Consider the following 26,161-nt stretch of genomic DNA (forward strand, 5'->3'; position numbering starts at 1 on the left):
AATATTAAGTTAAAATTTTAAAATCAGATTATTTTTGTGAGCTATACTAAAAATATAGTGGGGTAGCTCAATTTATACCTCTATTTCAAATAATTACAAATAGATGCTTCTATTTGAGGGGTACTTTATGGATCAATCTACGGCTCAAATAGTGTTTAAAAATAAAATTCTCATTCTTGGATTCGGCAGCATTGGCCAAGCAATATTACCTCTTTTATTCCAATATTTTAAATTAGATCCATCGCAAATCCACATCCTGTCAAAACATAATCTTGGAGCAGATGTGGCAAACAATTATGGCGTCTCATTCAAAGAATGTGCGGTTAAAGAAAATAATTACCAAGAACTATTGTCCTCTATTCTTAAACCTGGAGATTTTTTGCTAAATTTATCCGTAGGAGTATCCACTATTGATTTAATAAAATATTGCCAGTTAAATAAAATATTATATTTGGATGCAGCCGCTGAGCCTTGGGAAGAACGCTGTAGCGATGAGAATCAACTCTTTTCTAATTATGCGTTACGTGATGCTACATTACAACATAAAAAACAGGGTCCTACCGCAGTTTTAACCCATGGAGCGAATCCTGGATTGGTATCTCACTTTCTGAAACAAGCCTTATGGAATGTGGCAAAAGATAATGAGTGGGAAGGTGAACTACCGCAAAAATCTGTGGAATGGGCACAATTGGCCCATGATCTTGATATCAAAACCATACATATTTCTGAACATGATACGCAAATTACTTCTCAAAATAAAAAACCGGATGAATTTATCAATACATGGTCAGTGGATGCCTTAATTTCTGAGGCGCTTCGACCTGCTGAACTAGGCTGGGGCAGCCATGAACGTCACTGGCCTCGTGATGCAAATCATTACAACTTTGGCTCAAATTGTGGCATATATCTTAGTCGGCCAGGAGCAGAGACCCAAGTCCGTACCTGGACCCCTAACTCTGGCCCTATTAATGGTTTGTTAATTACTCATGCTGAATCTTTATCTATTGCAGAATATTTAACTTTAAAAAAAGATAATAAAGTGTATTACCGACCAACAGTTCATTATGCTTATCATCCATGCCCTGATGCTATTTTATCTTTAAAAGAACTCGTGCAAAGAAAATACATCCCTCAAAAAGAAAAACGAATTATTTTAAATGAAATTGTTGATGGCACCGATGAACTCGGAGTTTTATTAATGGGAAATAAAAAAGGAGCTTATTGGTATGGTTCTAATCTGTCCATCCATGAAGCGCGAAAATTAGTTAAGCATAATAATGCGACAAGCTTACAAGTTGCCGCTGGAGTTTTATCAGGTGTGATCTGGGCTATTAAAAATCCAGAACGTGGGATTATAGAACCTGAAGATATGGACCATGAGTATATTTTGAGTTTAGCCAATCCTTATCTTGGTAAAGTCGCCGGCTATTATACCGATTGGACGCCTCTACAGGGCAGAGACACTTCAAATGATAAAAATATTGATCAAAGTGACCCTTGGCAGTTTATTAATATTCGAATTGATGAAGCTGGATAGAAAATCTTTAAGAAATTAGGGCAGGTCTTTCTTTTTCCCTGGAGGATAAAGAAAAGCCCTGGTTCCGTTGGCACTGCAAGATGAAATGATTGTCTTATAGGCTTCTTTGCAAAATTACTTTTTTATTGTTATTACACTTAGCTACTCCCATTGAGCATCGCCTTTCCTAACCAGAAAAAACATACATCATGTGTCATTTTTTCTGAAGTTTTTGCTAAAATCCAAGACTCAACTTCCTGCCAAATATCACCATTCATATCTTTTTTGTCTCGTTGTAGAAAAAAGGCAATAAGCCATTTCATCTCCATACTGCCTTGATGGGGTAGGAGGATGGATGTTGTTTTAACTTCTTTCTCAAAGGGTATATTTAGGCTAAGTAGTGCTGACTCTATATCATCTGCAGTATAAAATTGCTCATTTTGATTTCCTATATAATGCTTGAAATGTGATTGAATTTCATAAATTCCACGATGCCCTCTTAATACAATTAAACCTGACTCTCCAGCATCTGCTATTTTCCTAACGATATAAAGTAAATCCAAACACCAATAAAGACATTGGGAGGCGATAACCCAATTGAAATACTCATTACCTGAATTTTCTAAAAAATAGCGTTCAGCAGTTCCAGAAAAGGTGTTCGTTTGAATGGGAATAGTAAATTGATTTTTGGAATATTCTAATAACGCATCTACACTTGGTTCTACACCGGTTATAGCGACTTTTGCAGGCATTCTACTGCCGTAAGCATCAATTATTTTTTTAATTAATGTGCCGTCATGGCAACCTAAATCCAAAATATTGAGCTCCTGTGAAGGAGGAGAAAAGCGAGTACTCATTAAGTCAATAAGTATGGATTTTTCACTCGCTTTAGCGAAATAGGTTTTGAAAAACTCACTGCTATCATACATAGACATTTTTAGTCCTTATCCGTGAGGTCCATATAAATAAACATGATTTGGAGACTGTAACCAATTGCTCTTGGGATAATTCACTCCCAACGTTTCAATGAATTGAAAAGATAAAGCTTTACGTGAGTAGCTTGAATTATTTACTGGACTGCAATGAACAAAATTACCATGAAATAATAATGCATCCCCAGCCTTGACTTCCAAGGGCGTATAACAATAATTTTCAGTGGTAAAATCAGGAATATAGACTTCATTGAGCGGAGCAAATTGTCTGGTTTTAAGTTGATGATTTACCCGTGAAACCCACTTTAAGGGCCAACGGTTGCTGCCCATAATTCCATACATGCACGCATTTTCTATGCATGCATCTTCTAAAGCTAACCATAAAACTACTACTGAAGTAGGCTCAGTATAAGCAAAAGTTGATTCTTGATGCGGCCTAACCTCACTGCCTAAACCATGAGGGTACTTAGGAATATAAACGCTCAAATGACAAATTGGCCGTCTAAATCCTATACCTTTAAAAATCAACCTAAGCATGGGATTTTTGTAAACTGTTTGTTGCATCATTGAATATTTTTCTATGAGATGCATACCATGCCCAATTCTATTAATTACTCTTACGCTGTCTATCACCTCGTAAAATACATGTCCTTTGTGACTGGAGGATTGAAAATAAGGTTCAGTGACATAATCTTTTGGTTCTGATTCTGGTTTCAAAGGATTTTTAGAATAAAAGCAAACGATTTCATTATTCCAGTTTTGCGCAATATCTAATTCGGCATCATGCTGTATGATTGCAATTTCATTTAATAAGTCAGTGAGCTCTACCTGATTAATGTACTCTTTAAGAACAATAATGCCATTTTGGTTATAACTGTAGATTGCCTGGTTTAAATGGGATTGAAGATCACAAAAATTGTACTCTTTTAATGCATTTGAATTGGTAATCATTTTCATCTTTCACCTCTATTTGAAAGCACTTCAAACGGGCATATCACTTTTATGTCCAAATCAGGATGTTTTTTGCGCTTTATGGTGTAATTTAGAGGGATAATGGCAATCTCTGTGGATGCACCAGCTTCTGCACTAATGAGATGACCACCAAAAATTTGGAAATTAGCATCACCTATGGCGGCATGAATGTGTACAAACAAGCCCTCATCAGCTAAGGCCACATTGCCAGTCAAGGAAGCAATTTCATAGGTTCCCTGAAACAACCTCTTGGTATGTTGTTGCGTATCACGATGATAAAAACCCATAGTGATATTGGATAAAGCACCAATACCTGTAAAAATTGCGGATTTTAAATTAATAGAATATGTATAATGGATTATGCTTTGAAATAGGTTTTCGCCTTCTTTTAGGCTTAAGATAAAAGGAGAACTTTCGGATTGATGCACAATAATGGCTCCTATTGAGTTAACAATAAAGAGCCATCACCAAAAATCTAAAGATGTGCTCGATCAGGATGGCTTAAAGAGTACCGAACACTAACGATTTTCTTAACTTAAATTAAATCAAATTCTAATTTCTCATGTCAAGCTACTGTAACCCTAACATCAGAGACCAGCTTTTCCTTTTAGGATAAAAAAAAGACCAGCCCCTTTGCATACTTTAGAACATAAAATCCAATATTCATTCTATTTGCCTTGTAATTGCTCTATACTCCAGTTATATGTAGCAATTGATATTTGATTATGCCAAAAAATCCAGCTTCTGAATTTTTGCTTGCAATGGAAGTTGATCCATTAGAACAGCCACGCCGTTTGCCTCCTAAGTTAAACGCAGAATTTCGTACCGCTTCTGAATATTTTAGAAACAATCCAGATGTTTTTAAATTAGCAAGAACAGATAAAACAAAATTCCAAGAAAGATACGTTGTTAAACATGGAGTGCGAGCAAAACTTCCTGATACACACCATAGTTTTTTTAATTTTAATGGTAAATTAGTCTGTACTTTACCTGGAGCAGAAGGAACTATAGGTTCAGGTAATTATGGCAAGGGATGTCTAGCAATGGACGAATATGGACATGTTTTTTTAATGAAAGTCGAGAAAAAAGCTGTTCTTCAGAGGCGCGCTAAACTTAAAGAATTTGGTGCAGACAATCTACAAGACTCAATGAAGGAAGAAATAGCGATTGGGAAGGATGTTGGGCTCATCGTTGCCTCAAGGCAAAAGGGAGGAAATAGTAAGGAATACGATGCACCAGGTTATTCCGAATACATTCCAGAACAAACCTATGTATTAATGCGATTTGGTGGGGATAGTGTCAAGCAAAAAATCAAAAGCCCAGATTTAACTCCAGAGCAAAGAGTGGATATAGCGATCCAGGCAGCTTGGCAATGTCATTTATTGCATCAAGGTTATTTATCGAGATCTGGTGTTCCATACGTACATGGTGATTTAAAACCCGATCAGCTCGTCGTTAATGCTCAAAATCAATTATCCTTGGTCGATTTTGGTTGTGCCAATAACAGATTAGAGGAAAAGCATGGAAATGATTCCGGTTCCTTTGACTATTTATCACTATCATGTAAAAACTATACACGAAAAGAAGTAGATCATTTTGCCCTGCTTAGAACAATTTATATGCCTGGGATCTTTAAGGACAAAATGGGAATGCCAAAAAAAAGAGAAGAAACATTTAAGTCAGATAATGTTTCTATATTAGACGATGGAAGTATTGAACAATATGGCCTTAGAAAATGGTTTGATACGTCCAATGGTGAATTACCTATAGACAGCAGCCCTGCACAAGTAGCATTTTTATTAATTTTAACTCAGCGTCAATGCCAACATCTTTTTGATCGCTATAAGAATAACCAAGAAGTAATTTCTGCTTTAAATATTGTCTACCAGTCCGGATACATTGCTAATCAAGAACTTAATGTTGAGTCATTTTTAACTAATGAGATGGCAATAAACTGCTTGGCGAAGCTTACGCCAATCATGCATTTAATGGATAAGGACGCTCAATTAAAGCTTGTTGAGCAAATTCTGAGTTCAAATCTTAATTTAAATACATCAGAGCAACATCCATTATTAACTTATTTGCAATTTGACTCTCAAACACGGCATTCAATTACCCCAGTTATAAGCATTGCAATTAAAAATGATGTTGACCTTAATGAGGTTCTTGAAAATATTGAATTTATAAAAGCGATATCTCCTCTTATTCGTGATAACCCCAAAACTATTATTTTTGGACCTGGGGAAAATATAGTGGAGCGATTATGTCATGAATATAAGGAGGAACTTGGCAAGAATCTTCCTCTGTTTTTCGCCACTAAAAAATCTCTAGGCCCAGAAAAATTTAAAGAAATTTTTAAAACTCGGGACGTGATGGAGGCATTAAAATATGAGGTTCAGGAACATAAAGCCAAATATTCTAAGAAAGGAATAGGATTTTTTGGGCGAAAAAACAATGATGGTATAAATAAATTAAATCGATTAGATTGTAGTGACGAAAATACATATGGTAAGTTTGCACATAAGATTGAAGGCATTAGTCCTGATGGTGCATTACCTTTTTTTCGTTCGCGCGATCCTGAAATTCAAAAATTTTATTGTATTGCCCATGTTCTCTTAAGTACCGTAGGGTGCATTAAAGAAAATGAGCAAATTATGAAAAAACAAAATAACTTACTCCAACTTTAATTATTGAGCATAATTAGTAATTAAGTATAGGTCTTTTCTTTTCCCTATGGGATCTCGTTTTGTAATACTCAATTTTTATGTAGCAATTTCACTCCGTTATTTCTGTAATTTAACTCCTATTTATGTTAAAAAATTCTTGCTGAGTTTTGATTTATGGATTTTCAGCGAGCAATTATTTTTATTAACAGGAGTTACGTTCATCATTTGGTTGCCTCAGGATAACTAAGCTCTATTTAAAATAAAGGAGATGTTTAAATGTCATTTAGCAAAGAAGAAATTAGTTCTAATAATTTTAGTTGGTCTAATTTTTTGAACTGGGGTACTGTATATAGAGGGTATAATGCAGGAGTTGCATTGCTCGTTACCTATCAATATTTGACCAATCCAGAAGCTTCATTTATTGAACATATTCCTGACATCCTTATTCATGCGGCAGAAGCAGTCATTCCGAACCAATGGTCTCAAATTGCAATCGTTGCAAATGTTGGGCGTGCATCCCAAGCTGCCTATGGATTTTTCTCTGGAAACTCGACAATCCCTAGTGTCGCAAACTTGGTCGATGTGGGGAATCATTTGTTAAATACAGCCCATAGATTGTCTTAATCCCTATCTCTAGCGAATTGTTAAAAACATTGAGGGTAGGTCTTTCCCTTTCTCAGTAAGCATAATCTGGTTGCAAGCAGCCAGGTTATGCTTGCATGTGGGGATATCAAATGTATGAATACTTAAAAACTGGATATGAAAGGGTCTATCTATGATCAATATTCTACACCACCCTATTTTCCCATAAATGACATTCCCATACTTACGCCTTGATCAAGTATATCCTCTCCTTCATCTATTACTGAGCTAACTAGATTCTGTCCTCCCCCGCTTCCATTTATCTGCAAAACCGAATCTAAATTATCAGGCAACAAAGATGAGGCTAACTGCATAGGATCTAAACTAGATATAGCTCCTGATGGGGCACTCAAGGAAAAGCTTTGGTCATCTTGATCATCAGGAGGGGATTGGGATTGGTTTTGCCCCTGATTTTGTAGCATCTTATCAGCCTCATCTAAAGCTATCTGGGCGGCTACTACCCCGACTATCTGGGCCATAATGAATATCTTTTTATAAAGTACCATATATTAAGAATAGCATAAATAATGAACACATCTAAATTTCTCGGCGCTGCTCCGCAGCAAGCCTGGTTACTTGCAACCAGGAGTACAATTTAATCAGTCCTACCTTCATTCCCAAAACTGGTCAGGCTGCGCTTGCTAGGCTGCCAAGCCTTCTAACAATAAAATTAATAAAAATCCAACGAAAAAGCACAAAGTAATCAATGGAGTTTCACGAACTTCATGTGCTTCAATTAAAAGTTCTTCTGTAACGAGATAAAGTAACGCCGCAACACCAAAAGATAAAATTACATTCGTAACCGTTTGAGGTAAATGAATTAACAAACTTGCACCAAGACCTGCGCCAATTGGAATCAAGAGTGCCAAAATAAAACTCACTAACAAACGGATAGGTGCACTAACTTGCCTTGCTCCTAAAGTGGACGTGGTCGATAATCCTAAGAAGAAAATTTCAATGGAAAGGGCTATAGCGATAAGAATTCCTCCTTTTTCGCCCGCTAAAAAAGAGACGCCAATCAAAATACCATCTACTAATAAATCAATTCCAACCGCAGTTAATAACCCCCATGATATACCGTTTTTTTGTTGTTCAAGATCTTCTAATCTACTGGTCAACCATTTTAAGAACAACATCCCCAAAACACCTAACGAAAAACCAATAATAAGCGCAATGGGATCGTGATATGCACCGATTTTGGGCAGAAGTTCTTTTGCTACTGCAGCAAAAACAACTCCCGCAGCAAAATGTTGCGTGGCACTTGTTATTTGATTACCCGGCTGATAAATACTGGCAATTCCTCCACCAATAAACATTAATGCGGCAGGCATTAATGAATATAGAATTATAAAAGTGATGGATGGGGCCATAGTCGTTTTTTAATTAAGGTAATAGTTTATACAGCATAGTGAAATATTCGAGCTAATTCAACACGCGTAGGCTGTGCTGAAAGCCTGAGAGAACCTCATCTTTTATAAAGCCCCGTTAGCGTATTTGTAAGGACAAAAACTGAAGACTTCTCAGCGGCAGTAATTCACAATAGTACAAACTATACGCATTCCAGTTAATATTTCATTAACACTGCATGCTCATAATTTGAACTATCAAATTTAAATTAAGGCAGTTTATTATGTTTACACCACTTGAAAAAAATCGAAAACAAGAACACAGTCGTTTATTAGAAAATATAACGGAATTGCATTCCCTCATTTATGCGTGCAGAAGCATGGTGTTAGCCGCTCTTAAGAAAGAAAATCTCGAAGCAACCGAGCCAAACAGCTTGCAAGAAATCAACTGGAATTTATTTGTACTGGAAATGAATAGTGGCTCTCAAAGAGATCAATTGAAACATTGTTTATATCTTTCGTTTTCCTCTTATTAACCATCTGGAATTTGCAGATGGTTTAATCTATTGCCCTCATTGGTTTATTACATGGGAGCTCAAATTTTTATAATTCATTAGCTTTTTGGATAATACAGTTACCCTGCCTCTTGGTTTTTTTAAAGAACCATCTCCTAGAGGAGGTGTTCCATACTCATAAATAACTGCTCTGGTATAGCAATATTAGGGGGCAAGTCTTTCCTTTTTTCTGTAGGCTAAAGGAAAGACCTGACGTATTTACCTATATGTCGCAAAATTTTAAAATCTCCAAGCTTGCAACACATTAATAAAACCATTTTATTGTTAAACCACGCAAGGGACAGTCTGAACTCGCTCAGGGGCTTTTCCATCGTGTTTCGGTGCTAGTCTAGTGGTTAATTTGCGATAACTATCCAGTACACTATCTGCTACTGTCAGTGCATCAGGAAAGCAATAGTTGATTTGTTTGCATTGATTAGCAAGTACATGGAGCTTATTCCAATCACTTATATTTTCTTTATTGATTTTTTTAGAGTCGAGTAATTGTTTATAACAGAAAAGTTCTAAAAATCTTTTTACTTTATCTTTGTCAGCTGTACGCTCAACTGTATTATGAAAAATTTTATTTATTTGCAGCTGCAATTTTTTTTGGGTCAAAGGGAATTCTGTATTCTCAATAATGAATGCCGCTGCCGCTTTAAAAAAAGCAGAAAACTCGAAGCTTCCTTGAGGTTGTTTCTTCTGTTTGAAAAAAGTGGCAACTGGAGGCTTCTTTTTTCGAATGAATAAATCTAAAAATTCACTGTTTTTTAAAGTAGCATCTAACAATAATTTAAGTGTTGCATGCTTATTATCATCGTTTTTATGATCTTTCATAGCAACGGAAGCAGCTATATATAAAGTAGGATCTATATTGGTCCAATGAGTATTTGTTAATAAAGCAATGAGGTCTTGATCACAAGGAACCTTTTCACATTCTTTTAAAAGTATTCTTCGTAGCGAGCCTTGATAGGCAGCAATGTTTTCTGGATCATTTAGAATAGAATCATCGGTTATGATGTCGATAGATTGGCTAACTACTAATTTAAATAGCGCGCCACTGTTTTCTTTTTTCTCTCGGTTAAAATAATCATAAACATCACTAAAAAATTGGGGATTGCTCGCAGCTTTTCTTATTAAATGTTTGAAAAATTCATTGTTACTCTGTTCTTCAGAGGATAAGGCAACGATTTTCTCCACCTCATTCCACAGTATTCGATAAAAGATCTCTGGTTTTCGCATCTCGGTGTTTATTGATATTTTCTTATATGTATCTATTCTTGAATGAATATAATTTTTGATATCAGCCCTATTCGTTCTACTCAACGCTTTATTCTCATTAATTACTGCCTCATAATGGCCTATCGCCTTGAATGCTTTTGTTAGGGTTTCAGATTTCCTGGTATTACCGAAATAACAGTTGACTATTCCTTCCACCGATTTATCAAAAATATAATTGATTAATTGTCTCAGGTGAAAAAAATCATCATCAGTATCTATATTGAAGGGTTTATTTTTTAGATCTTTGCCTGATTGCAGCATAGGATTTATCAAATGCTGGATAGTGCTTAGGTCCTTCATTTCCGTGGTACACCATTTATAGACATCTTCAGGTAATCGTTCTTTTAACAGACCTTTTAAATTTGCCAGAACACAATTACCTATTTTTTTGGATTTTACATGTTTGCCCAAGCTAAAACTGAAACCCAAATCTTTTAGTGCCTTATCATATTGATCATAAAATTTCTTATAGTCCTCTTCATTACCGTTTACTACTTCTAATCCGGTAATTTTTTCAATGGCCGTTCTTAACTTATTTAAATCTAAGCCAGTGATATTAATGCGATAAACTAAATTATAAGTCGCTCTCTGACCATTGCCACGATTGCAATGGGTAATGACCAATTGATTTCTTTCCTGATATATTTGGGTATAGATTGCGTGACCAATGCAGTTATGCTCAATTGTTAAATCATTACCAGCAAGGAGCTTTCTAATTCGTTTTAAAGTAATCTCATTTTTATCTTCGATAACGATTGTTTTAATTGACTCATAAAACCGATTAAGAATGCTTTTGTATTTCTTTAACTCTGAAGCAGAATATGTTTTTCCTGCTATTGTAATGTCTTGCGAAAGGACAGCTAGCAATAGTTTTACAAATTCTTCACTAGCTGCTTTAACAACTAACCCCTGCCTTCTAATATGTTCTTTTTGATTAACCACTAAATCAATCCGATAACCATGAAACATAGTTGCCCAGAAAGCCAAAAAGTTTTTATTTTCGGCATCATTGACATCGCTTAGCCATTTTTTCTTTTTAGTGATCGATTCATTTAATGTAGCTCTCTTTTTCGCTTTGCCTTTTTTTGATTTTATTTTATTTAATTCTACTTCTGCATCGGCTATTTCCTGTTTGACCCGATCATAAGCTGCTGAAGTCGGTTTATTGAGATTCTGGCGTTCGAGATCTGTCCGCATGAATTGCTCGAATACATGAGTAAAATTTACTGTTTTTGCTACCGGTGGATTGGATACACCATGTGTCATCCTGTGCTTCTTTCTTTTATAAACATCTTTTTTTGATTGCATATTCTGACTACCCCAATGATCTGCCCTATCACCATACATAGTTAATAGATATAACACATACAGTTACATTGTAAATCCAATTTTACGAAGTTCAATCAGATTGTATTAATATTTTAATTAGAAATTTTGAGCCGAAAAGTGCAGTGAAGTGTATAGAGCCAGGTCTTATCTTTTGCCTGTAGAATAAAGGACCTGAGCCCGTTTTGCTTTTGCAAGTTTCAACGAGCAAGTAAGTTGGATCACAATGACCATGTGCTTGCTTTTAATACTTCTCAAATAAATTATTTACAGACCACACAGTTCACTTAATCTAAATAAAATACAAATTGTATATTTAACAAAGGAGTTGTTATGCTTTCAAAAGGATTTTTTTCCTCTTCTACATTTAGTTGGGATCAAGATTTATCAATTAGAGATAATGTTCGTAAAGTGATGCAGGACTATCTTCCTTATGGATTTAATGTACTAATGAAAAATTAGGACTCAGGTGAAATTCTTTCTTTTTATCTGACTGTAACAATTTAATGCCCTCATTCTTGCTTCATGATGATTAATAATTGGCTTGGGGTACCTTGTATGCAAATAAATCCTATTACAATCAGTTGATTCCCAAGGAGCATGGATTGATGGCCTTTCTAATTTAGAAAGTTCCGGAACCCAATGACGAATATAACTACCGTCAGGATCGAATTTTTGGCTTTGTAATACAGGGTTGAAAATACGAAAATAGGGTGCCGCATCAGCACCACATCCGGCTACCCATTGCCAACTGGCACTATTATTTGCTAAATCCGCATCAACAAGAGTATCTAAAAACCAGTCGGCGCCCAACCGCCAATCAATCAGTAACCCCTTAGTAAGAAATGACGCAACAATCATACGCACACGATTGTGCATATATCCTGTAGCCCATAACTCTCTCATCCCCGCATCAATTATTGGGTAACCGGTCAATCCTCTTTGCCAGGGAGTTAATAATTGCTCATCGTTCTGCCAAGGAAATGCATCAAACTCACTTCTAAAATTATCATAGGGAAGATTAGGGAAGTGATACAGTAAATAAGCTGAAAACTCCCTCCACCCAAGCTCTGATAAAAAATGTTCTGCTGAGGATAAATCACAGCTTGAATCAAGCTTTGCTAATTCAATTGCTCGTACGATAGTTAACGGACTGATTTCCCCAAAATGCAAATGAGGTGATAAACGTGATGTTGCATTTTTTATAGGAAAATCACGATTTTTTTTATACCCATTGAGATGATACTTGATAAACTGACGAAGTTTGTATTGCGCCCCCTCCTCTCCTGGAGTCCAATAATTACTAAATTGTACTGCCCAATTGATGTTGGGTAATAATTTCCAATCCAAAAGCTTATCGCTTTGAACCTCAACTCCAGTTGGACGATGCTCTAAATGCATAGGCGGTTGAATATTAAGAATTTGTTTACAGTATTTCCAGTAAGGAGTAAACACTTTAAAATAATCGCCGTTTTTATTTCTTATCGTCCAAGGTTCGTGAAGCAAGGTTCCATTCGAACTGTAGACTTCAATGCCTCGCTCCAACAAAGTTGCTTTAATCTTTTTATCACGCGAAATAGCTGATGGCTCATAACAACGATTCCAAAATACTGAGCTTATAGAAATTGTCTTGGCCAAATCTAAAATAATTTCTAATGGCTCACCTTTACGAAGGACAAGATTTAATCCGCATTGATTTAAGGAGCGGTTTAAAGAAATAAGGCTATAGTGAAGCCACCAGGCTTGTGCTCCTCCTAACACACTATTTTTTTCATTATAAATATACAACGGAATCACAAACTGGTGATGAGAGCAAGCCTCGATGAACGCAGGATTGTCGTTTAGCCTTAAATCTTGTCGAAACCAGATTAATGCAACACCCATATAAATCTCGTGATGAACTGAATGTTTTAATTTATCAATTTCAATAACAGATTCATAGAAAAAGTATTTAATATGTCAGGCAAATTAGACAGTTTTCAAATAATTTAAGTCAAAATAGAACCTAATACATTGCACCATGAAACAAATATTGTTTCTCAAAAAACTGTCTCTTGAGCACATCCTTGCCTACCCCCCGCGGCTTTGTCCGCGAGGTCCAGTGTTTTAGGCAGATCTTCTGGATCCCGCGGACAAAGCCGCGGGACGTCGGAATAGGCTGAACTGGTTTTCAGCGATGTGTAGAAAATTCAGCTCAAAAAGAGAGGCAGATCATACCTCTTTTTCTGAAACTCGTAAAACATATATACCTAATTGTCAAAATAGTCTTTATTTCTTGTTATAAGGAAAAGAATACACGTGTCGATTCTATTTTATTCATCAAAAAATAAGACTTCACCAGAAGCAACATCGTACAAACCACCAATAATTTTAATGGTTCCTTGATCCTTTAACTCTTTTATAACACTACTTTTATCTAGAATATTTTGAATGCTATTTTTGATATTAATTTTGGCAACTTCATTGACATAAGCGAGATTACTCCCGTTTCGATTTTCTTTAAATGATTTCTCCAAGCTAATTGCAGGTTTTATTTTATCTAAAAGCTGAGTCAGATATCCTAGCTGAGCTTCATCACAAGCCCCTTTTATTGCACCACAATTTGTGTGACCAAGCACTACAATTAGTTTAGATCCAGCTAGCTTACATGCAAACTCTAAACTACCGATAATGTCATCATTTACAATATTACCTGCAATTCTAATGCTAAAAATATCACCTAGACCTTGGTCAAAGATTAATTCTGCTGGTGTTCTTGAATCAATGCAACTTAAAATCGTGGCAAAAGGGTATTGTGCCTCTGCTGTTTCATTGACTTGTTGAAGAAGGTTACGATTAAATCGCAAGTTTTGAATAAAACGCTCATTTCCTCTTTTGAGTAAATCAACTGCTTCATCGGGAGTAATATTAAGCTGATCTTCTTTTTTAAGAGTTTTCATATCGATTTCCTTTTTTATATATCAGTGAATATAAATACCAGTGTTTTAAATTGAACCTATGATAATAGTTTATTGACTTATATAGATTAGAATTAATAGCTCGTTATGTTAAAGGACTAATGAGTTAGAATATAACAGAGAAAAGATAGAATCCATTTTACTTTGATAAAATGAGGAAAATGTGATGCAAAAATTTTAAAAATAATCCCTGTTTCTTTTACAGAATATATTAAGAGAATTGCTGGTCGTGACAAATAAAAAATGAATTATAGAAAACAAGATTTTTTTAAGTAACCCCTACAATTTTAACGAAGCATTTAATTTCTCCATAACTCCAGCGCAGAGTAATTTTTGAATTCTTAAACAAAGGAAATTCTGCGTTATTTAAGAAATTGGATTAAAATACTAATAGCGCTTTTAAGTTCATTAAAATAAGAAAAAGCTAAGATTAATATAATACCAAGTGCAAAACCTATGGCACTTGCCTTACCAAAACGAGTATAAACGGTTTTTAATTGTTCTAGATATATTAAATTCTTAAAAGGTCCTAACCACCAAAAATAAAATGGGCGTTCCCAAAAAGGTTTTTCAAAAATACCGCCTGTAACAAACAATTGTTTACCACATATACTGCAGTAAAATACTTGAACCTTATGAGTAACGAGACGATTCTCAAATTTTACAATAGGCTCCATACTTTTCTTACAAAATTTACAGGGTAACTTCATGATAAAAACCTTTTTAAATATCCTGATATTAAGTATAAAGGAATTACTATCAATAACTCATTTAATGTACTTTCACTAAGCATAGCCATTCTTCTTTACCTGTTGATATGCTTGAGGCGAAGAACAATCACACCTACTAATGAATTACAAATCTCCTCATGAAAAATGTTATTATTTTTTAAACTAAAGAAACAAATATATCTTAAGATAAACAATTATAAATAAATCATGAGTAGAGCGACAGTTCGAAAATTAAGATTCTCCAAAAACAAGGTTATAAAATTTAAAGAATTTGTTTAAGTACAAAAATACATTTAAAAATGTGCTGCTCGAATTCTTATTTCTTGCTCAATAAGGAAAAAATCATGAACAAGGATTTATGCTTCATAAGTGCAGTAGAACTAAACACTCTTTATCGAGATAAAAAAACGTCTCCCGTTGAAGTGTGTCAAGCAACTTTGCAGAAAATCCAAGATATAAATGGTGAAATTAATGCGTTTCAGCACATTGATGGGGAAACAGCAATGGAAATGGCCCGCCTCTCAGAAATGCGTTGGTATAGAAAAAAAGAACTAGGATTCATTGATGGCATTCCTCTTACAATAAAAGATAATATTTTAACAAAGGGCTATCCTTCTTTATGTGGTTCAAAGACAGTTAACCCTAATCAACAGTGGAATATTGATGCTCCTGCTGTTGCGAGACTTCGAGAGCAAGGGGCTGTATTTTTGGGAAAAACAACTATGCCCGAATTTGCATGGAAGGTAACAACCGAAAGTCCTCTCTTTGGTATAACACGTAATCCATGGAATCAGAGTTATACCCCTGGCGGCTCTAGTGGTGGTGCTGCGGCAGCAGTGGCAAGTGGTATGGGTACTTTGGCATTGGCATCGGATGGTGGGGGGTCTATTCGTGTACCGGCCAGTCATTGTAACCTCGTGGGGTTTAAACCAACGCACGGTCGGGTGCCAGATTATCCCCCGTCACCATTTGGGACTAACTCCAATATTGGGCCTATTGCCAGAACCGTTGCAGATATCGCGTTAATGATGAATGTGATAACTCAATACGATTCTCGAGATTGGTATAGTTTACCGCCGGAGCATGTTGACTATCTAAGAAAGATAAAAGGTAATGTAAGAAAAATTAAAGTTGCCTATAGTCCAGATTTAGGTTTAAGTTCAGTATATTCTCCTATTACACCAGAGGTCGCGGAAGTAACTAAAAAGGGGGTTGCTCAATTAAATTTAATAGGCGTTGCTGTTGAAGAAATTGACTTAGGAAACAATTTCTTTGAAAAAGGAGCCAAAGCTTATGAGACCATTCGCTTTGCGATGCTTACTTCCTTGGTATCAAAGTTAACTCCTCAACAGCAATCTGTAATGGACTCTGAGCTATTGAAGACCTCTAAAGAAAATTCTATATCCCTTAATAAGTATTTAGAAGCGGAACAAGAAAGACGTTTGTTTGGTTCCAAATTAAACCAGTTTTTTGCTAAATACGATCTTTTAATAACACCTACTATCCATTGTCTTCCTGGACTCGTAGAACAACTTGCTCCAGAACCCTTTTTAACCATGTGCTTTAATTTTTCAAGACATCCAGCGATATCGATACCTTGTGGTTTTTCTAAAAATGGGCTGCCAATTGGATTGCAAATGATTAGTGGGCATTATAGAGATGCTTTTTTACTCAAAGTAGCTTATGCATTCGAGCAAACACTGTCAAATTAAGTGATAATAATAGGACGAGCAAATAGCTTCTTTTCTAAATATAAATGCTTCCTACTGTTGGTCAAGGGAAACAACACCTCATGTCGCATCTCCTTTCATCTCCGGGGCGAGGGCAAGGCGATAATCCCTGCCACTCTAAAATTTTTTAAGACTAATTGACAAGTATCTCAATACACGGGGAAGCGTTATGCGCTTCATCTAATGAATGCTCAGTAAAACTTCCCGTTTTCATGCAGTTTGGAGACCAATGCCCCATTAACTATTAACGACAACCAACTGTATTAAGTACCCTTATTTCTTGCTTTTGCCAACATAGTTAATTTCTCGCCTTCTAACAATCAGACTCAGGGCCGCCATTAGAGGAGCATTGCGATTTAGGTGAACTATTATTGACAACAGTAGTCGATAATACTGGTATCGCGAAAATATCGCCAGAAGCTGATACATGGGACGCCTCGTTTCCTTCAAAAACAACCATATTAGCGGCATAAACTCCATATCCCTCACCGCTGCCTCCTAAAACATTAATCGTAGAATTAGTAACCGTCGCATTACCGCTATTGCTATTGAATAGATCCGCTAAAATCCCCATCGTGAAAAGGTCTCCACTCGCATTAACTACTGAATTCGTAACAACCACATTCCGATTAAAACCCGCAATACCCACCACCTCACCTCCACCATTTGCAGTTACCGTGGAATTCGTTACGAATGCGTCCATATCACCGTATACGCCGTATGTCGTTCCACCACCTGTTGCCTTCACTGTGGAATTATCGATTATGACCGTATTGCTATCACTTACAACTGCATAGGTATCTCCTCCTCCTATAACACTACTGATGGAATTAGTTATTGTAAGCCCATTGACCGCCAATATTCCTACAGTCTGCCCTCCGCCGACAGCACTAACATTAGAGCTGTCTACAGTGGCGTTGTTAAAAGCTTGCACTCCATAGGCAAAACCACCACCAAAGACCTGTATGTTAGAATTACCTACCATCAAATTATTGTTACCGTACACTCCGAAGGTATTTCCTTCACTAACAGCCTTAATGATGGAATTAGTGACAATACTATCATTGGCAAATACCGCAAGGGTCTCGTAAACACTAGTAGCATTAATACTAGAATTATCTATTATCAAACTATTATTGCCGGATACTGCGATAGTAGTACCTTCACTCACGGTGTTAATGATAGAATTCATAACGGTACCATCATAGGCCGATACACCTACAGACTGGCCCTGATTAGCAATTGCACTAATAATAGAGTTATCTATTATTAAACCATTATTGCCAGATACTGCGGTAGCATTCCCTTCACTCACGGCACTAACGGTAGAATTACTGACATTACCATCATAGGCTGATATCCCGTAGGCAAGTCCTCCGTCACTGGCAACACTAATGAATGAGTTATTAATAGTTGCATTGCCTACAGCACTGATCCCATAAGCAGCACTTCCTAGACCCGGTAGGCTTTCAACATTTATGGTGCTTTGGGTCATTATAGCGTCGTTATCAGTATAAAGACCATACACTTGCGCAGCCGAATTCTGGAGATGAAGACTTGAATTAGTCGTTGTACCATTATTGTGAGCATATATTCCATATTGCTCGCCAAGTCCATTTAGACTCATTATGGAAGAGATAAGGCTGGCATTGTGTTCTGCATAAACTCCAGTTAAGGTTGCGAAATCAGTTCCTATTACATCCAAAAGAGAAGTTAATACTAATGCATCCTGGTCTGCTTTAACTGCAAAAACACTACCTAAACCCGTACTACCAGAAGTAATATTAGAATTAGTTACCAACACATTATCTTTACCGTAAATGCCGTAGGTATTTCCCTCATTTAAACTTGCGGAAAATATAGTCGTGTTATTTACATAAGCATTCTCACCCGCAAAGACAGCATATGTTTCGGGGGCACCACTGCCAGTAGCAGTTACAGCTGAATTATAAACATTTATATTCCCAGTAGCACCTGCAGCGATTAATTCATCAAATCCTGTTTCAGTCAATAATGAAGGGATAATCTGGTTGTTGTTGGTAACTTGCACATCATGAATCAGTCCATTACCTGTCCACCATAACCCTCCAACAATCTCGGGACGAGCATTACCACTTGCTGGCTGTCTAAAATCATAGGTTCTGCCCCAAATACTTTGTCCATTATATAAGTTAACAAAACCATCAGCGCCCATGGTAGGAACTTGATAAGTTCCTGACGCAAACCATAAAGACGCGTTCGGCGCTACAGCATTAATACCAGTAACAACACCTTGATACAAATCAAGACAAGGATTTTCAGCGGTACAACTATTTAAGTTAATGGACCACTGATTACTGCCCTGAGGACTAAAAAACCACACATTATCAGCAAGCAGTTGTGTTGGCCCGCTGGCTACAAAGCTATTACGAACAGGACTCGCAAGACCATAAGATTGACGTGCAATATGGCGAATAATAGGCTCTTCCATTCGATTGCTTAATCGGTTAACATCCGTATGATTAGGACCGCCAAAACTGTACCGAATTCCTAATGAGAACTTATTTTTATTTTGGTTGTCGTAATTATTTTGAACAATAAGCGATGCATTATTATTCATATATAATTCAATATTGGCCTCTACTCCATTAATGCTTTTTGCGGTCTTATAATCGAAGTGATAGACACCTCCTCGTACCCATCCCCCTTTCAGGAATGGGAAATAACGCCCTACCTCTCCTTCTACACCATTACCGAACTCATTCACCAAAGCTACCGGAGTATCAATAAAACTATGCCCGTGACCACCAGCTAAATAATTAGTCATCCCCGAATCACTTAATGTAGATTGAGGAATATCACTCGCCATTATATATTGATAAGGCTGTTGGCGATCACTCATTGGAATATAGCCCTGAATACGTGCTTCATAATGGCGAGTCAATAGTTCAATACCAGGGTTTGCAAGCCATGCATGGGTATGCGCTCTGGTTCGTTGATAATCACCAAAAAAATAACCGCCTAAAATAACCTCATGCGTATTTAAAGTAGTTAAACGACGAAGACCCGAACCAAGGCTAAAAGCATAATTATCATACCGCCCAGCCATAAAACTACCGTCAGCAAACCATAAATGATTCGCATTACCTTGAATAGGAATTAAACTATCTACAAAACCTCCTAACTGATTTCTTCCTCCAAGCCCTTGACCGGTATAACGTTTAGTCCAGGGAGTCCCTGCACCCAGTAATTCATTTTGAGCATTAGCATTCAATGCATTTAAGCTTAAAAGAGCTATAGCGACAACGACTGGTTTTATTTTTAACGTCCTTATAAGCATTCATATATCCTTAGTGGTTTTTAATATTCAACAACAAAAATTAGTTAGGTTTAGAGCAAATTAATTTTGAAAAATTATGCCTTTTATTCATCACTTAAAAACTGATTCTTTCACAATCAACTATGGAAATCCAGGGCATAAGTTATGGGTAATAATACCCAGATTGACATTATTAGAGGTTTTCCATAATCTCTAGATTTACATAAGGAGCTTCATAATGACAAGGCTGTCCGCCACTATAGTTGTGTTGGGTTTATTTTCAGGAGTAGTACATGCGAGTAAAAATTTGCCAGAGGATCATCTGAATCAGGTTATCTTCTCTGCACAATCTGGGATACAGCAACAAGACATAAAAAATCCCACTCCATTCAAAATAATTAAAATTGACGTAAAGCACCTTCAAACCCAATTAAAAAAAACACTCAAAGTTAGCGCAGGCACTCCGATTCAGTTACCGTTTCCTGATGGAAGTATCCACACTTATAAAGTATGGGAAAATCATACTCTTCACCCTGATTTAGCTGCTCACTTTCCTGAAATTAAAACCTATAATGCTTATGGTGTTTCTAATTCTGACGAGTTTGTTAAGTTTGATATTACCCCCGCTGGCTTTCATGCAATGATTATAAGACCGGGAAAAGATACTCTTTATATCGATCCAATATCTAATTCGCCTAATTCTCTTTATAGGGTATGGACTAATAAAGAAATCCCTGTGAGCAAACCAGGCCAGTGCCTTGTCGAAGATAGTCTAAGTATGGAACCACAACGATTGAAAGCGGAGGCAACTTCTTGTACATTAAGGACCTTTAGACTCGCGCTCGCCGCTACTTCTTCCTATACTGCAGCCCATGGAGGAACTGTCGCCGGTGTACTTGCAGCACAGAGCACCACTGTCAATCGGATTAATGGGATATATGAGCGTGATTTAAATATTTCTCTGCAATTAGTCAATCCTACAGCTCCCGCTTATCCCTCCTCTCCTTATCCCATTATTTTTGGTGATCCAGCGAATCCCACACCACCCAATCCTTATACATCAAACAATGATGTGAGTATTTTGATAGAGGAAAATCAAAATTTCTTCAATAATACCATCGATCCAAACTCTTATGACGTTGGCCATGTTTATAGCTATACTAAGAGCATGGAAGATCTTACTTATGCAGGCTTGGCTACTATAAGGAGTACCTGTAATCCTCTTTATAAAGCTCGTGCCGCCAGCTTATCCTTTTATGTAGCTCCAAACGATTTTGATATTAACGTTATTGCTCATGAAATAGGACATCAATTTGGTGCCACACATACTCAAAACAATGAATGCAGTCGCACTCCAGAATCTTCGGTAGAAACCGGCAGTGGAGTCACTACCATGAGTTATGGTGCATCTTATTGTTATCCGTCTGTGATCAATGCTAGTTTTGATTTTTTTCATGCCTTCTCGGTACAACAGATTGAAGCTTATCTAGCTACCCTGCCCAACCCACCTACTTGTGGTTCGAATACCTCAACATTACCTATACCGGCACCGACAATTAATTCAACGAATGGTAATTCTGTTATACCGGTGAATACGCCCTTTACTCTTACAGGAAATGTTACTCCAGGGGCACCTTCCGAAATTTTAAATTATATTTGGGAGCAAATGGATATAGAAATAACTCATCAACCACCTGTTAAAAGCGCCACTGGAGGCCCCAATTTTAGAGATTTTCTTCCTAATAGGTCACCTATACGCTATTTCCCTAACCTAAATGATTTAGCTAGAGGAGGACCTTTCACCTGGGAAGTGTTGCCTTCTGTCTCACGAACACTTAATTTTAGACTCACCGCTCGTCAGAATAACCCAGCACCTGGAGTAGGCTCCTGCAACGCGTTTACTGATGTTACCGTAACAACCGATGCGAACTCCGGCCCTTTTCTTTTAATTCACCCTAACCGTAGCGGTATTATCTGGACTCAAGGATCTAATCAAAATATTACCTGGAAGGTTGCCAATACAAATAATCTCCCTGTTAATGCACCTTTTGTCGATATCTTGCTCTCAGTTAATGGCGGTTTAACGTTTCCTTATGTGCTAGCAACACACATTCCTAATTCAGGAAGCACTTACATCAAAGTGCCATCTGTGAGTACCTCCACAGCACGGATCATGGTTATGGCTTCAGATAAGCGGTTTTTTACAGTACCAGGAAAAAATTTCACTATAAGATAAGAAAAAAGTGTGTTGCAAAAATAAATGGGCCATTATAAAAAATGGCCCATTTAGATTAAGGAATAAATATTAAAAATGTGGTTCTTAAGAAAATTTATCTTATGTAAATCATAATTAACTATTTCTTTTAGCAAACTCACCTTGGTTCATTACTCATAGAATTTCTTGAAATAAAGCAAATAATAAAAATAGATAATTAAATCGGGAATAAAGATCTTTACTATGCAAGGTTGCTTACATGAAAAACACACAAACCATTAAAGAGATGATAGCTTTATCTACCGGGATTCAATCTTATTGTATTCCTCTGAAAGAAATAGGGTTTCATACATTCACTGTTCTGATTAATTTTGATAATAACTCACAAATAAATTTAAGCAATCGACCTCAATGGATTAACGATTATTATGAATTAAAATTATATGAAAGCAGTATATTTGATACAAATCCTACATTATTTAACAGCGGAGTGAGCATTTGGCCTCAAGACTCTCATTTACCAGTATTTCAGCATGGATTACTTCACTTCGATAGCGGTCAAGGAATAACAATCTGCCATCGCGCAATAGATTACACCGCTTTTTATTTTTTTTCCGGCTCAAAAAAAAATGCGGGATTATTAAATGTCATTATTAATAATCTTACTTTTTTTGAGGATTTTATTAATTATTTTACTAGGGAGGCCGATCACATAATTAGTTCTGCATTTTCTTTGAAATTTAGTCGAATACAAAAAGAAAATAATAATATATTAAGTGATTCTTTTATTCTTAATAACTTAAATAAATACAATAAGTGCCAACTTCGAATACAAGAAATAAGAAAAAAAATAACCGATAAACCAACCCCATTTAACTCAGAATTATCTTTAAGGCAAAAACAAGTTCTTTTCTGGTATGCAAAAGGTAAAACTGCCAAACAAACAGCTAAAATATTAGGGCTTTCTCCACGCACAGTAGAACGACATTTTGAAGAAATTCGCAAAAAAAAAGGTAACAAAAATAAGCAAGAAATATTAAATGAATTTTTGAGATTATCCTATGAGGGAAGATTAGAGTTTTAGAATATTTAAATAAAGAAATCTGAGACCAATTTTCAGCTAAAAGTGTCTTCTCTAACAGGAGAAAATACATCTTTGTCCCTAGCATTATATTAAGTTGCGTGTATCATTTTAAAATTTGATTCTTTTTCACAGTATTTTAGTAACTAATCGCTTTAAAGATAAAAAGCATTTTCCAATTTCCAATTAATATTTTCTTATGGTTTACTATGTTATTTAATGAAAATTTATTACAAATCAATAAAATTGTTAGCGCTCTTAATGAGCTTTTCAATAATATTAACTACTCCTCTAGACACCCTCAATTTCAAATTTTTTTAACTTGCTTGGAAAGCTTATTGCAATCAACTCAGTATATTAATTATTTGCCGAAACAGAGTTTTTATTTAAAGCAAATTAGTTTGCTTAGAGAATTAAAAGTGTGTCATAGGAAGTGTTTAAATATGCTCTATATCTCAAAAGAATATAGTGAGTTTTTTCCTTCTCATATTCCTCTTGATATTGTTGATGATTTACTGATGAAATTAGATAATATTTGCAAGACATTAAGGGATAAAGAAGAAACCGAAGTAAAGCCTTATATTAAAAATAAATGGATAATGAGTTTTCCATTAGCAGATAATATTCGAGAACGCCTAGATCAGGTTTTATACTCCTTGAATAAGTCCATGCTAACAAAGAATAAATTACCGCCGTCTGTCTTTATAAGTTATGCCTGGCCATTTCCCGATAAGATTAAAGAAGAGTTTTGGATGCATAATTTTATTTTAATTTTAGCTAATGATCTCAAAAAGGCCGGAGTTTTAGTATTTGTTGACTTTCAACATAGCAGATGGGGACATCGTATCCAATCCCACATTAGTCGGATTAAAGAGTGTGACGCAGTTATTTTATTAGGCACTTCTTCTTTAAAATCAAAATATGAAAATCCGGATTTTCACATGGTGCAAGATGAGCTCAGCGAAATAATCCATAGTCATAAACCAGTAATACCTATTTTACTTACGGGTGATTTTTTCGAATCCTTTCCTAGAGCAATTGTAAGAAACTTGGCGATTGAAGATTGGCGAGAGGAATCGTATATCGCTCATTTAAAAGACCTATTACAGCACCTATATTCCCCTAACTCCAAAGCTTATAAAACCTTATGGGATAGCTTATTGCAGTTTGTACAAACCCAATTTCAAAATAAGGCCAGCGTTAATTTGTCAGGTCAAAGACTAGGAACATTAATTAGTTCAAGCTCATTTCAATCAAAGGAAAAAGCTAAAACTTATAAAGAAACAACTTCGGTGACCATACGCAAAACTGACGATCAAATGGATAAACAAGCTGATTTATTTCATGAGAAACAGCGATTTTTTAGACTTCCTCCTTTACAAGAAAAAAATAATCCTTATCGGCTCCCGCAAATTAACCTAAAACTAAAATAGGAATCTTTCTCTCATTCAACAAGTTACAAGTTATGCGTGCTAAAAGCCCACTGTTGATGGGCTTTTTCATATTTCAATTACCCTCTTATATCGCTAACAAAGACAGGATAATTATTAGGTGTGCCAGCCATTACTTCAGTGTGACCTTGATTATTTATATAAATAATTGTCGGGGTTCCCACAAGACCTGTATATCGAATGAAAGCCAACTCATTCTCATTTAAGGAACGAATAGCATAGGCTGACGGATTAGTTGATGGCGGAATACCCCCGCTTTCGCTTATGATATTAAAATTATCTTCATTATAAGCAAAAGCGCCCGCCGGGGTTGCAGGATAACCTGAGCCAGGCGGCACTCTTCCATCAAGGATAGCCCAAACTTTGCCTTGAGATGAGGGTTGCAAGAAGCTAACTAGAATCCAATGAATTGATACTTGCCCACTTATAACATAAGGCTGCATGCCCTCATAAAAATCATGGCAAACAGAGCAGTTTGGTTCGCCAAAAACATAAATTGTCTTGGGCGCATTCGGATTTCCTTCTACAAAAGAGGCTAAGGAACGTACTACATCGTATGAAAAATTAGCAGGAACCTGCTTGTTACTTCCATAACTACTCATAGGCAAGTTGCTGATATAATCTAGGAATGTGGTCGCTTGTGATGATGGAGGTGCTGGAGGCGGTGAAGGAATTTGAATGGCTTGGCCGCCAACTACGGCATAACGTTGGAACTGATCAATGAAGATAATTTGTTTATCTACTGTTTGATAAGCTAACAGGTTGGCAATATCATTAGAGGCGCCAGGGCCAGGAGGAATGATAGGATTATAAGGAGGCGTGATGGGGATTCTTGTCGCACTGCTTAACAGTAAGGTAATTTCCGCAGGATTACTTAAAATTTGTCCGTCTATAATGAGGAATTGACCATTTACGTCCACAATGCCCTTTTGTGGAGCCCAATGAGATTCTGGTGGGAAAGTAGCCTCGTACTTTAATAAGTCACTAAAGTAGAAACTTGTTTTCACTTGCGGTGGAGCAAAAAAGATACTCCCATACGCGGCTCTGACGCTTAATTGGGCAGGGGTAAGTATCTGAATATCCAAAATATCCGCCTGGCTTGGCTGATAGCATTGATTGGGATTTCCCTGCGCACACAGCACTGGCCCACCCTTTATAGTTCCAGATAATCCACCATTTACATATAAAGTCAAAATACATGATTGATGAGCACCTAGAGGAGACGTACATCCTGAAGGAGTAATACCCTGTATAGGTTTCATCTGTAGAGTATGCGGCTTGCGTGACTGATTAGTCACTGTATATTTTACTTGGGCAGTATCTGTTGTACCTATAGACACTTGAGGTGGAAATCCTGGAACAGGTATTAAAGTCCATAAAGGAGCTCCAGCATACACTACAACAGTAAAACAAAAAATGCTAAAGCCAATTCCTATTTGATTTATTAAGCGAAACAATTTCAT

The 26,161-nt window shown here is 36.4% G+C and carries 20 protein-coding genes; 9 read left to right on the top strand and 11 right to left on the bottom strand.

The genetic code is table 11. The features are described 5' to 3' along the window. Nucleotides 1–127: 127 nt before the first annotated feature. Nucleotides 128–1,537: a saccharopine dehydrogenase C-terminal domain-containing protein gene (locus DY223_RS15625; protein WP_058460496.1), complete on the top strand. Its 1,410-nt coding sequence runs from the start codon at nucleotides 128–130 to the stop codon at nucleotides 1,535–1,537. A gap of 137 nt (nucleotides 1,538–1,674) precedes the next feature. On the opposite strand, the gene DY223_RS15630 is transcribed toward DY223_RS15625, so the two are convergent. From DY223_RS15630 to DY223_RS15640, 3 genes are read right to left on the bottom strand one after another with little or no spacing between them, the layout of a single operon-like run. Next, nucleotides 1,675–2,451, bottom strand: coding sequence for a class I SAM-dependent methyltransferase (locus DY223_RS15630; RefSeq protein WP_058460495.1), 777 nt, complete (start codon nucleotides 2,449–2,451; stop codon nucleotides 1,675–1,677). A gap of 9 nt (nucleotides 2,452–2,460) precedes the next feature. Then, a complete protein-coding gene (locus DY223_RS15635) occupies nucleotides 2,461–3,405 on the bottom strand; it encodes a phytanoyl-CoA dioxygenase family protein (protein WP_058460494.1) in 945 nt (314 codons plus the stop codon). After that, entirely contained in the window at nucleotides 3,402–3,848 is a 447-nt protein-coding gene (locus tag DY223_RS15640; protein WP_058460493.1) for a PPC domain-containing DNA-binding protein, read from the bottom strand. The genes DY223_RS15635 and DY223_RS15640 overlap by 4 nt, the downstream gene beginning before the upstream one ends. A gap of 297 nt (nucleotides 3,849–4,145) precedes the next feature. Here DY223_RS15640 and DY223_RS15645 point away from each other — a divergent pair, with 297 nt between their 5' ends. Further along, a complete protein-coding gene (locus DY223_RS15645) occupies nucleotides 4,146–6,107 on the top strand; it encodes a protein kinase family protein (protein WP_058460492.1) in 1,962 nt (653 codons plus the stop codon). A gap of 255 nt (nucleotides 6,108–6,362) precedes the next feature. Beyond that, on the top strand, nucleotides 6,363–6,710 hold the full coding sequence (locus DY223_RS15650; RefSeq protein ID WP_058460491.1) for a hypothetical protein: 348 nt from the start codon (nucleotides 6,363–6,365) through the stop codon (nucleotides 6,708–6,710). A gap of 173 nt (nucleotides 6,711–6,883) precedes the next feature. Here DY223_RS15650 and DY223_RS15655 read toward each other — a convergent pair whose 3' ends face one another. Beyond that, on the bottom strand, nucleotides 6,884–7,207 hold the full coding sequence (locus DY223_RS15655; RefSeq protein ID WP_058460490.1) for a hypothetical protein: 324 nt from the start codon (nucleotides 7,205–7,207) through the stop codon (nucleotides 6,884–6,886). A 162-nt stretch (nucleotides 7,208–7,369) separates the two neighbouring features. Further along, the gene (locus DY223_RS15660) at nucleotides 7,370–8,098 is read right to left on the bottom strand and encodes a ZIP family metal transporter (protein ID WP_058460489.1); all 729 of its coding nucleotides are present in this window, start codon (nucleotides 8,096–8,098) and stop codon (nucleotides 7,370–7,372) included. Between the two features lie 260 nt (nucleotides 8,099–8,358). Here DY223_RS15660 and DY223_RS15665 point away from each other — a divergent pair, with 260 nt between their 5' ends. Further along, nucleotides 8,359–8,610 carry a hypothetical protein gene (locus tag DY223_RS15665; RefSeq protein ID WP_058460488.1) on the top strand — a complete coding sequence of 84 codons (252 nt, stop codon included), beginning with the start codon at nucleotides 8,359–8,361 and terminating at the stop codon, nucleotides 8,608–8,610. Between the two features lie 303 nt (nucleotides 8,611–8,913). Here the strand turns inward: DY223_RS15665 and DY223_RS15670 are convergent, their stop codons facing one another. Further along, nucleotides 8,914–11,217: a hypothetical protein gene (locus tag DY223_RS15670; protein ID WP_058460487.1), complete on the bottom strand. Its 2,304-nt coding sequence runs from the start codon at nucleotides 11,215–11,217 to the stop codon at nucleotides 8,914–8,916. A gap of 351 nt (nucleotides 11,218–11,568) precedes the next feature. On the opposite strand from DY223_RS15670, the gene DY223_RS19555 reads away from it, so the two are divergent. Beyond that, complete coding sequence (locus DY223_RS19555) at nucleotides 11,569–11,697, top strand: hypothetical protein (protein WP_259293077.1); 129 nt, start codon at nucleotides 11,569–11,571, stop codon at nucleotides 11,695–11,697. A 3-nt stretch (nucleotides 11,698–11,700) separates the two neighbouring features. Here the strand turns inward: DY223_RS19555 and DY223_RS15675 are convergent, their stop codons facing one another. From DY223_RS15675 to DY223_RS15685, 3 genes are all read right to left on the bottom strand, one after another. Further along, complete coding sequence (locus DY223_RS15675; RefSeq protein ID WP_058460486.1) at nucleotides 11,701–13,119, bottom strand: cryptochrome/photolyase family protein; 1,419 nt, start codon at nucleotides 13,117–13,119, stop codon at nucleotides 11,701–11,703. A gap of 428 nt (nucleotides 13,120–13,547) precedes the next feature. Next, complete coding sequence (locus tag DY223_RS15680; RefSeq protein WP_058460485.1) at nucleotides 13,548–14,174, bottom strand: carbonic anhydrase family protein; 627 nt, start codon at nucleotides 14,172–14,174, stop codon at nucleotides 13,548–13,550. A gap of 380 nt (nucleotides 14,175–14,554) precedes the next feature. Beyond that, nucleotides 14,555–14,902: a hypothetical protein gene (locus tag DY223_RS15685; protein ID WP_058460484.1), complete on the bottom strand. Its 348-nt coding sequence runs from the start codon at nucleotides 14,900–14,902 to the stop codon at nucleotides 14,555–14,557. A 365-nt stretch (nucleotides 14,903–15,267) separates the two neighbouring features. On the opposite strand from DY223_RS15685, the gene DY223_RS15690 reads away from it, so the two are divergent. Beyond that, nucleotides 15,268–16,635, top strand: coding sequence for an amidase (locus tag DY223_RS15690; protein WP_058458448.1), 1,368 nt, complete (start codon nucleotides 15,268–15,270; stop codon nucleotides 16,633–16,635). 331 nt (nucleotides 16,636–16,966) lie between these two features. On the opposite strand, the gene DY223_RS15695 is transcribed toward DY223_RS15690, so the two are convergent. Continuing rightward, nucleotides 16,967–19,972, bottom strand: coding sequence for a beta strand repeat-containing protein (locus DY223_RS15695; RefSeq protein ID WP_058458447.1), 3,006 nt, complete (start codon nucleotides 19,970–19,972; stop codon nucleotides 16,967–16,969). 217 nt (nucleotides 19,973–20,189) lie between these two features. Here DY223_RS15695 and DY223_RS15700 point away from each other — a divergent pair, with 217 nt between their 5' ends. The 3 genes from DY223_RS15700 to DY223_RS15710 all read left to right on the top strand — a co-directional run bounded on the left by DY223_RS15700 (nucleotide 20,190) and on the right by DY223_RS15710 (nucleotide 24,680). Beyond that, nucleotides 20,190–22,187 (top strand): reprolysin-like metallopeptidase, encoded by a 1,998-nt coding sequence (locus tag DY223_RS15700; RefSeq protein WP_058458446.1) that lies wholly within the window; start codon nucleotides 20,190–20,192, stop codon nucleotides 22,185–22,187. 238 nt (nucleotides 22,188–22,425) lie between these two features. Further along, entirely contained in the window at nucleotides 22,426–23,250 is an 825-nt protein-coding gene (locus DY223_RS15705; RefSeq protein WP_058458445.1) for a helix-turn-helix transcriptional regulator, read from the top strand. Nucleotides 23,251–23,690: 440 nt separating this feature from the next. After that, the gene (locus tag DY223_RS15710; RefSeq protein ID WP_131744471.1) at nucleotides 23,691–24,680 is read left to right on the top strand and encodes a toll/interleukin-1 receptor domain-containing protein; all 990 of its coding nucleotides are present in this window, start codon (nucleotides 23,691–23,693) and stop codon (nucleotides 24,678–24,680) included. Nucleotides 24,681–24,757: 77 nt separating this feature from the next. Here the strand turns inward: DY223_RS15710 and DY223_RS15715 are convergent, their stop codons facing one another. Then, nucleotides 24,758–26,161, bottom strand: coding sequence for a thioredoxin fold domain-containing protein (locus tag DY223_RS15715; RefSeq protein ID WP_058458443.1), 1,404 nt, complete (start codon nucleotides 26,159–26,161; stop codon nucleotides 24,758–24,760).

It is taken from the genome of Legionella bozemanae, assembly GCF_900450575.1.
In the GTDB taxonomy this organism is placed as follows: domain Bacteria; phylum Pseudomonadota; class Gammaproteobacteria; order Legionellales; family Legionellaceae; genus Legionella; species Legionella bozemanae.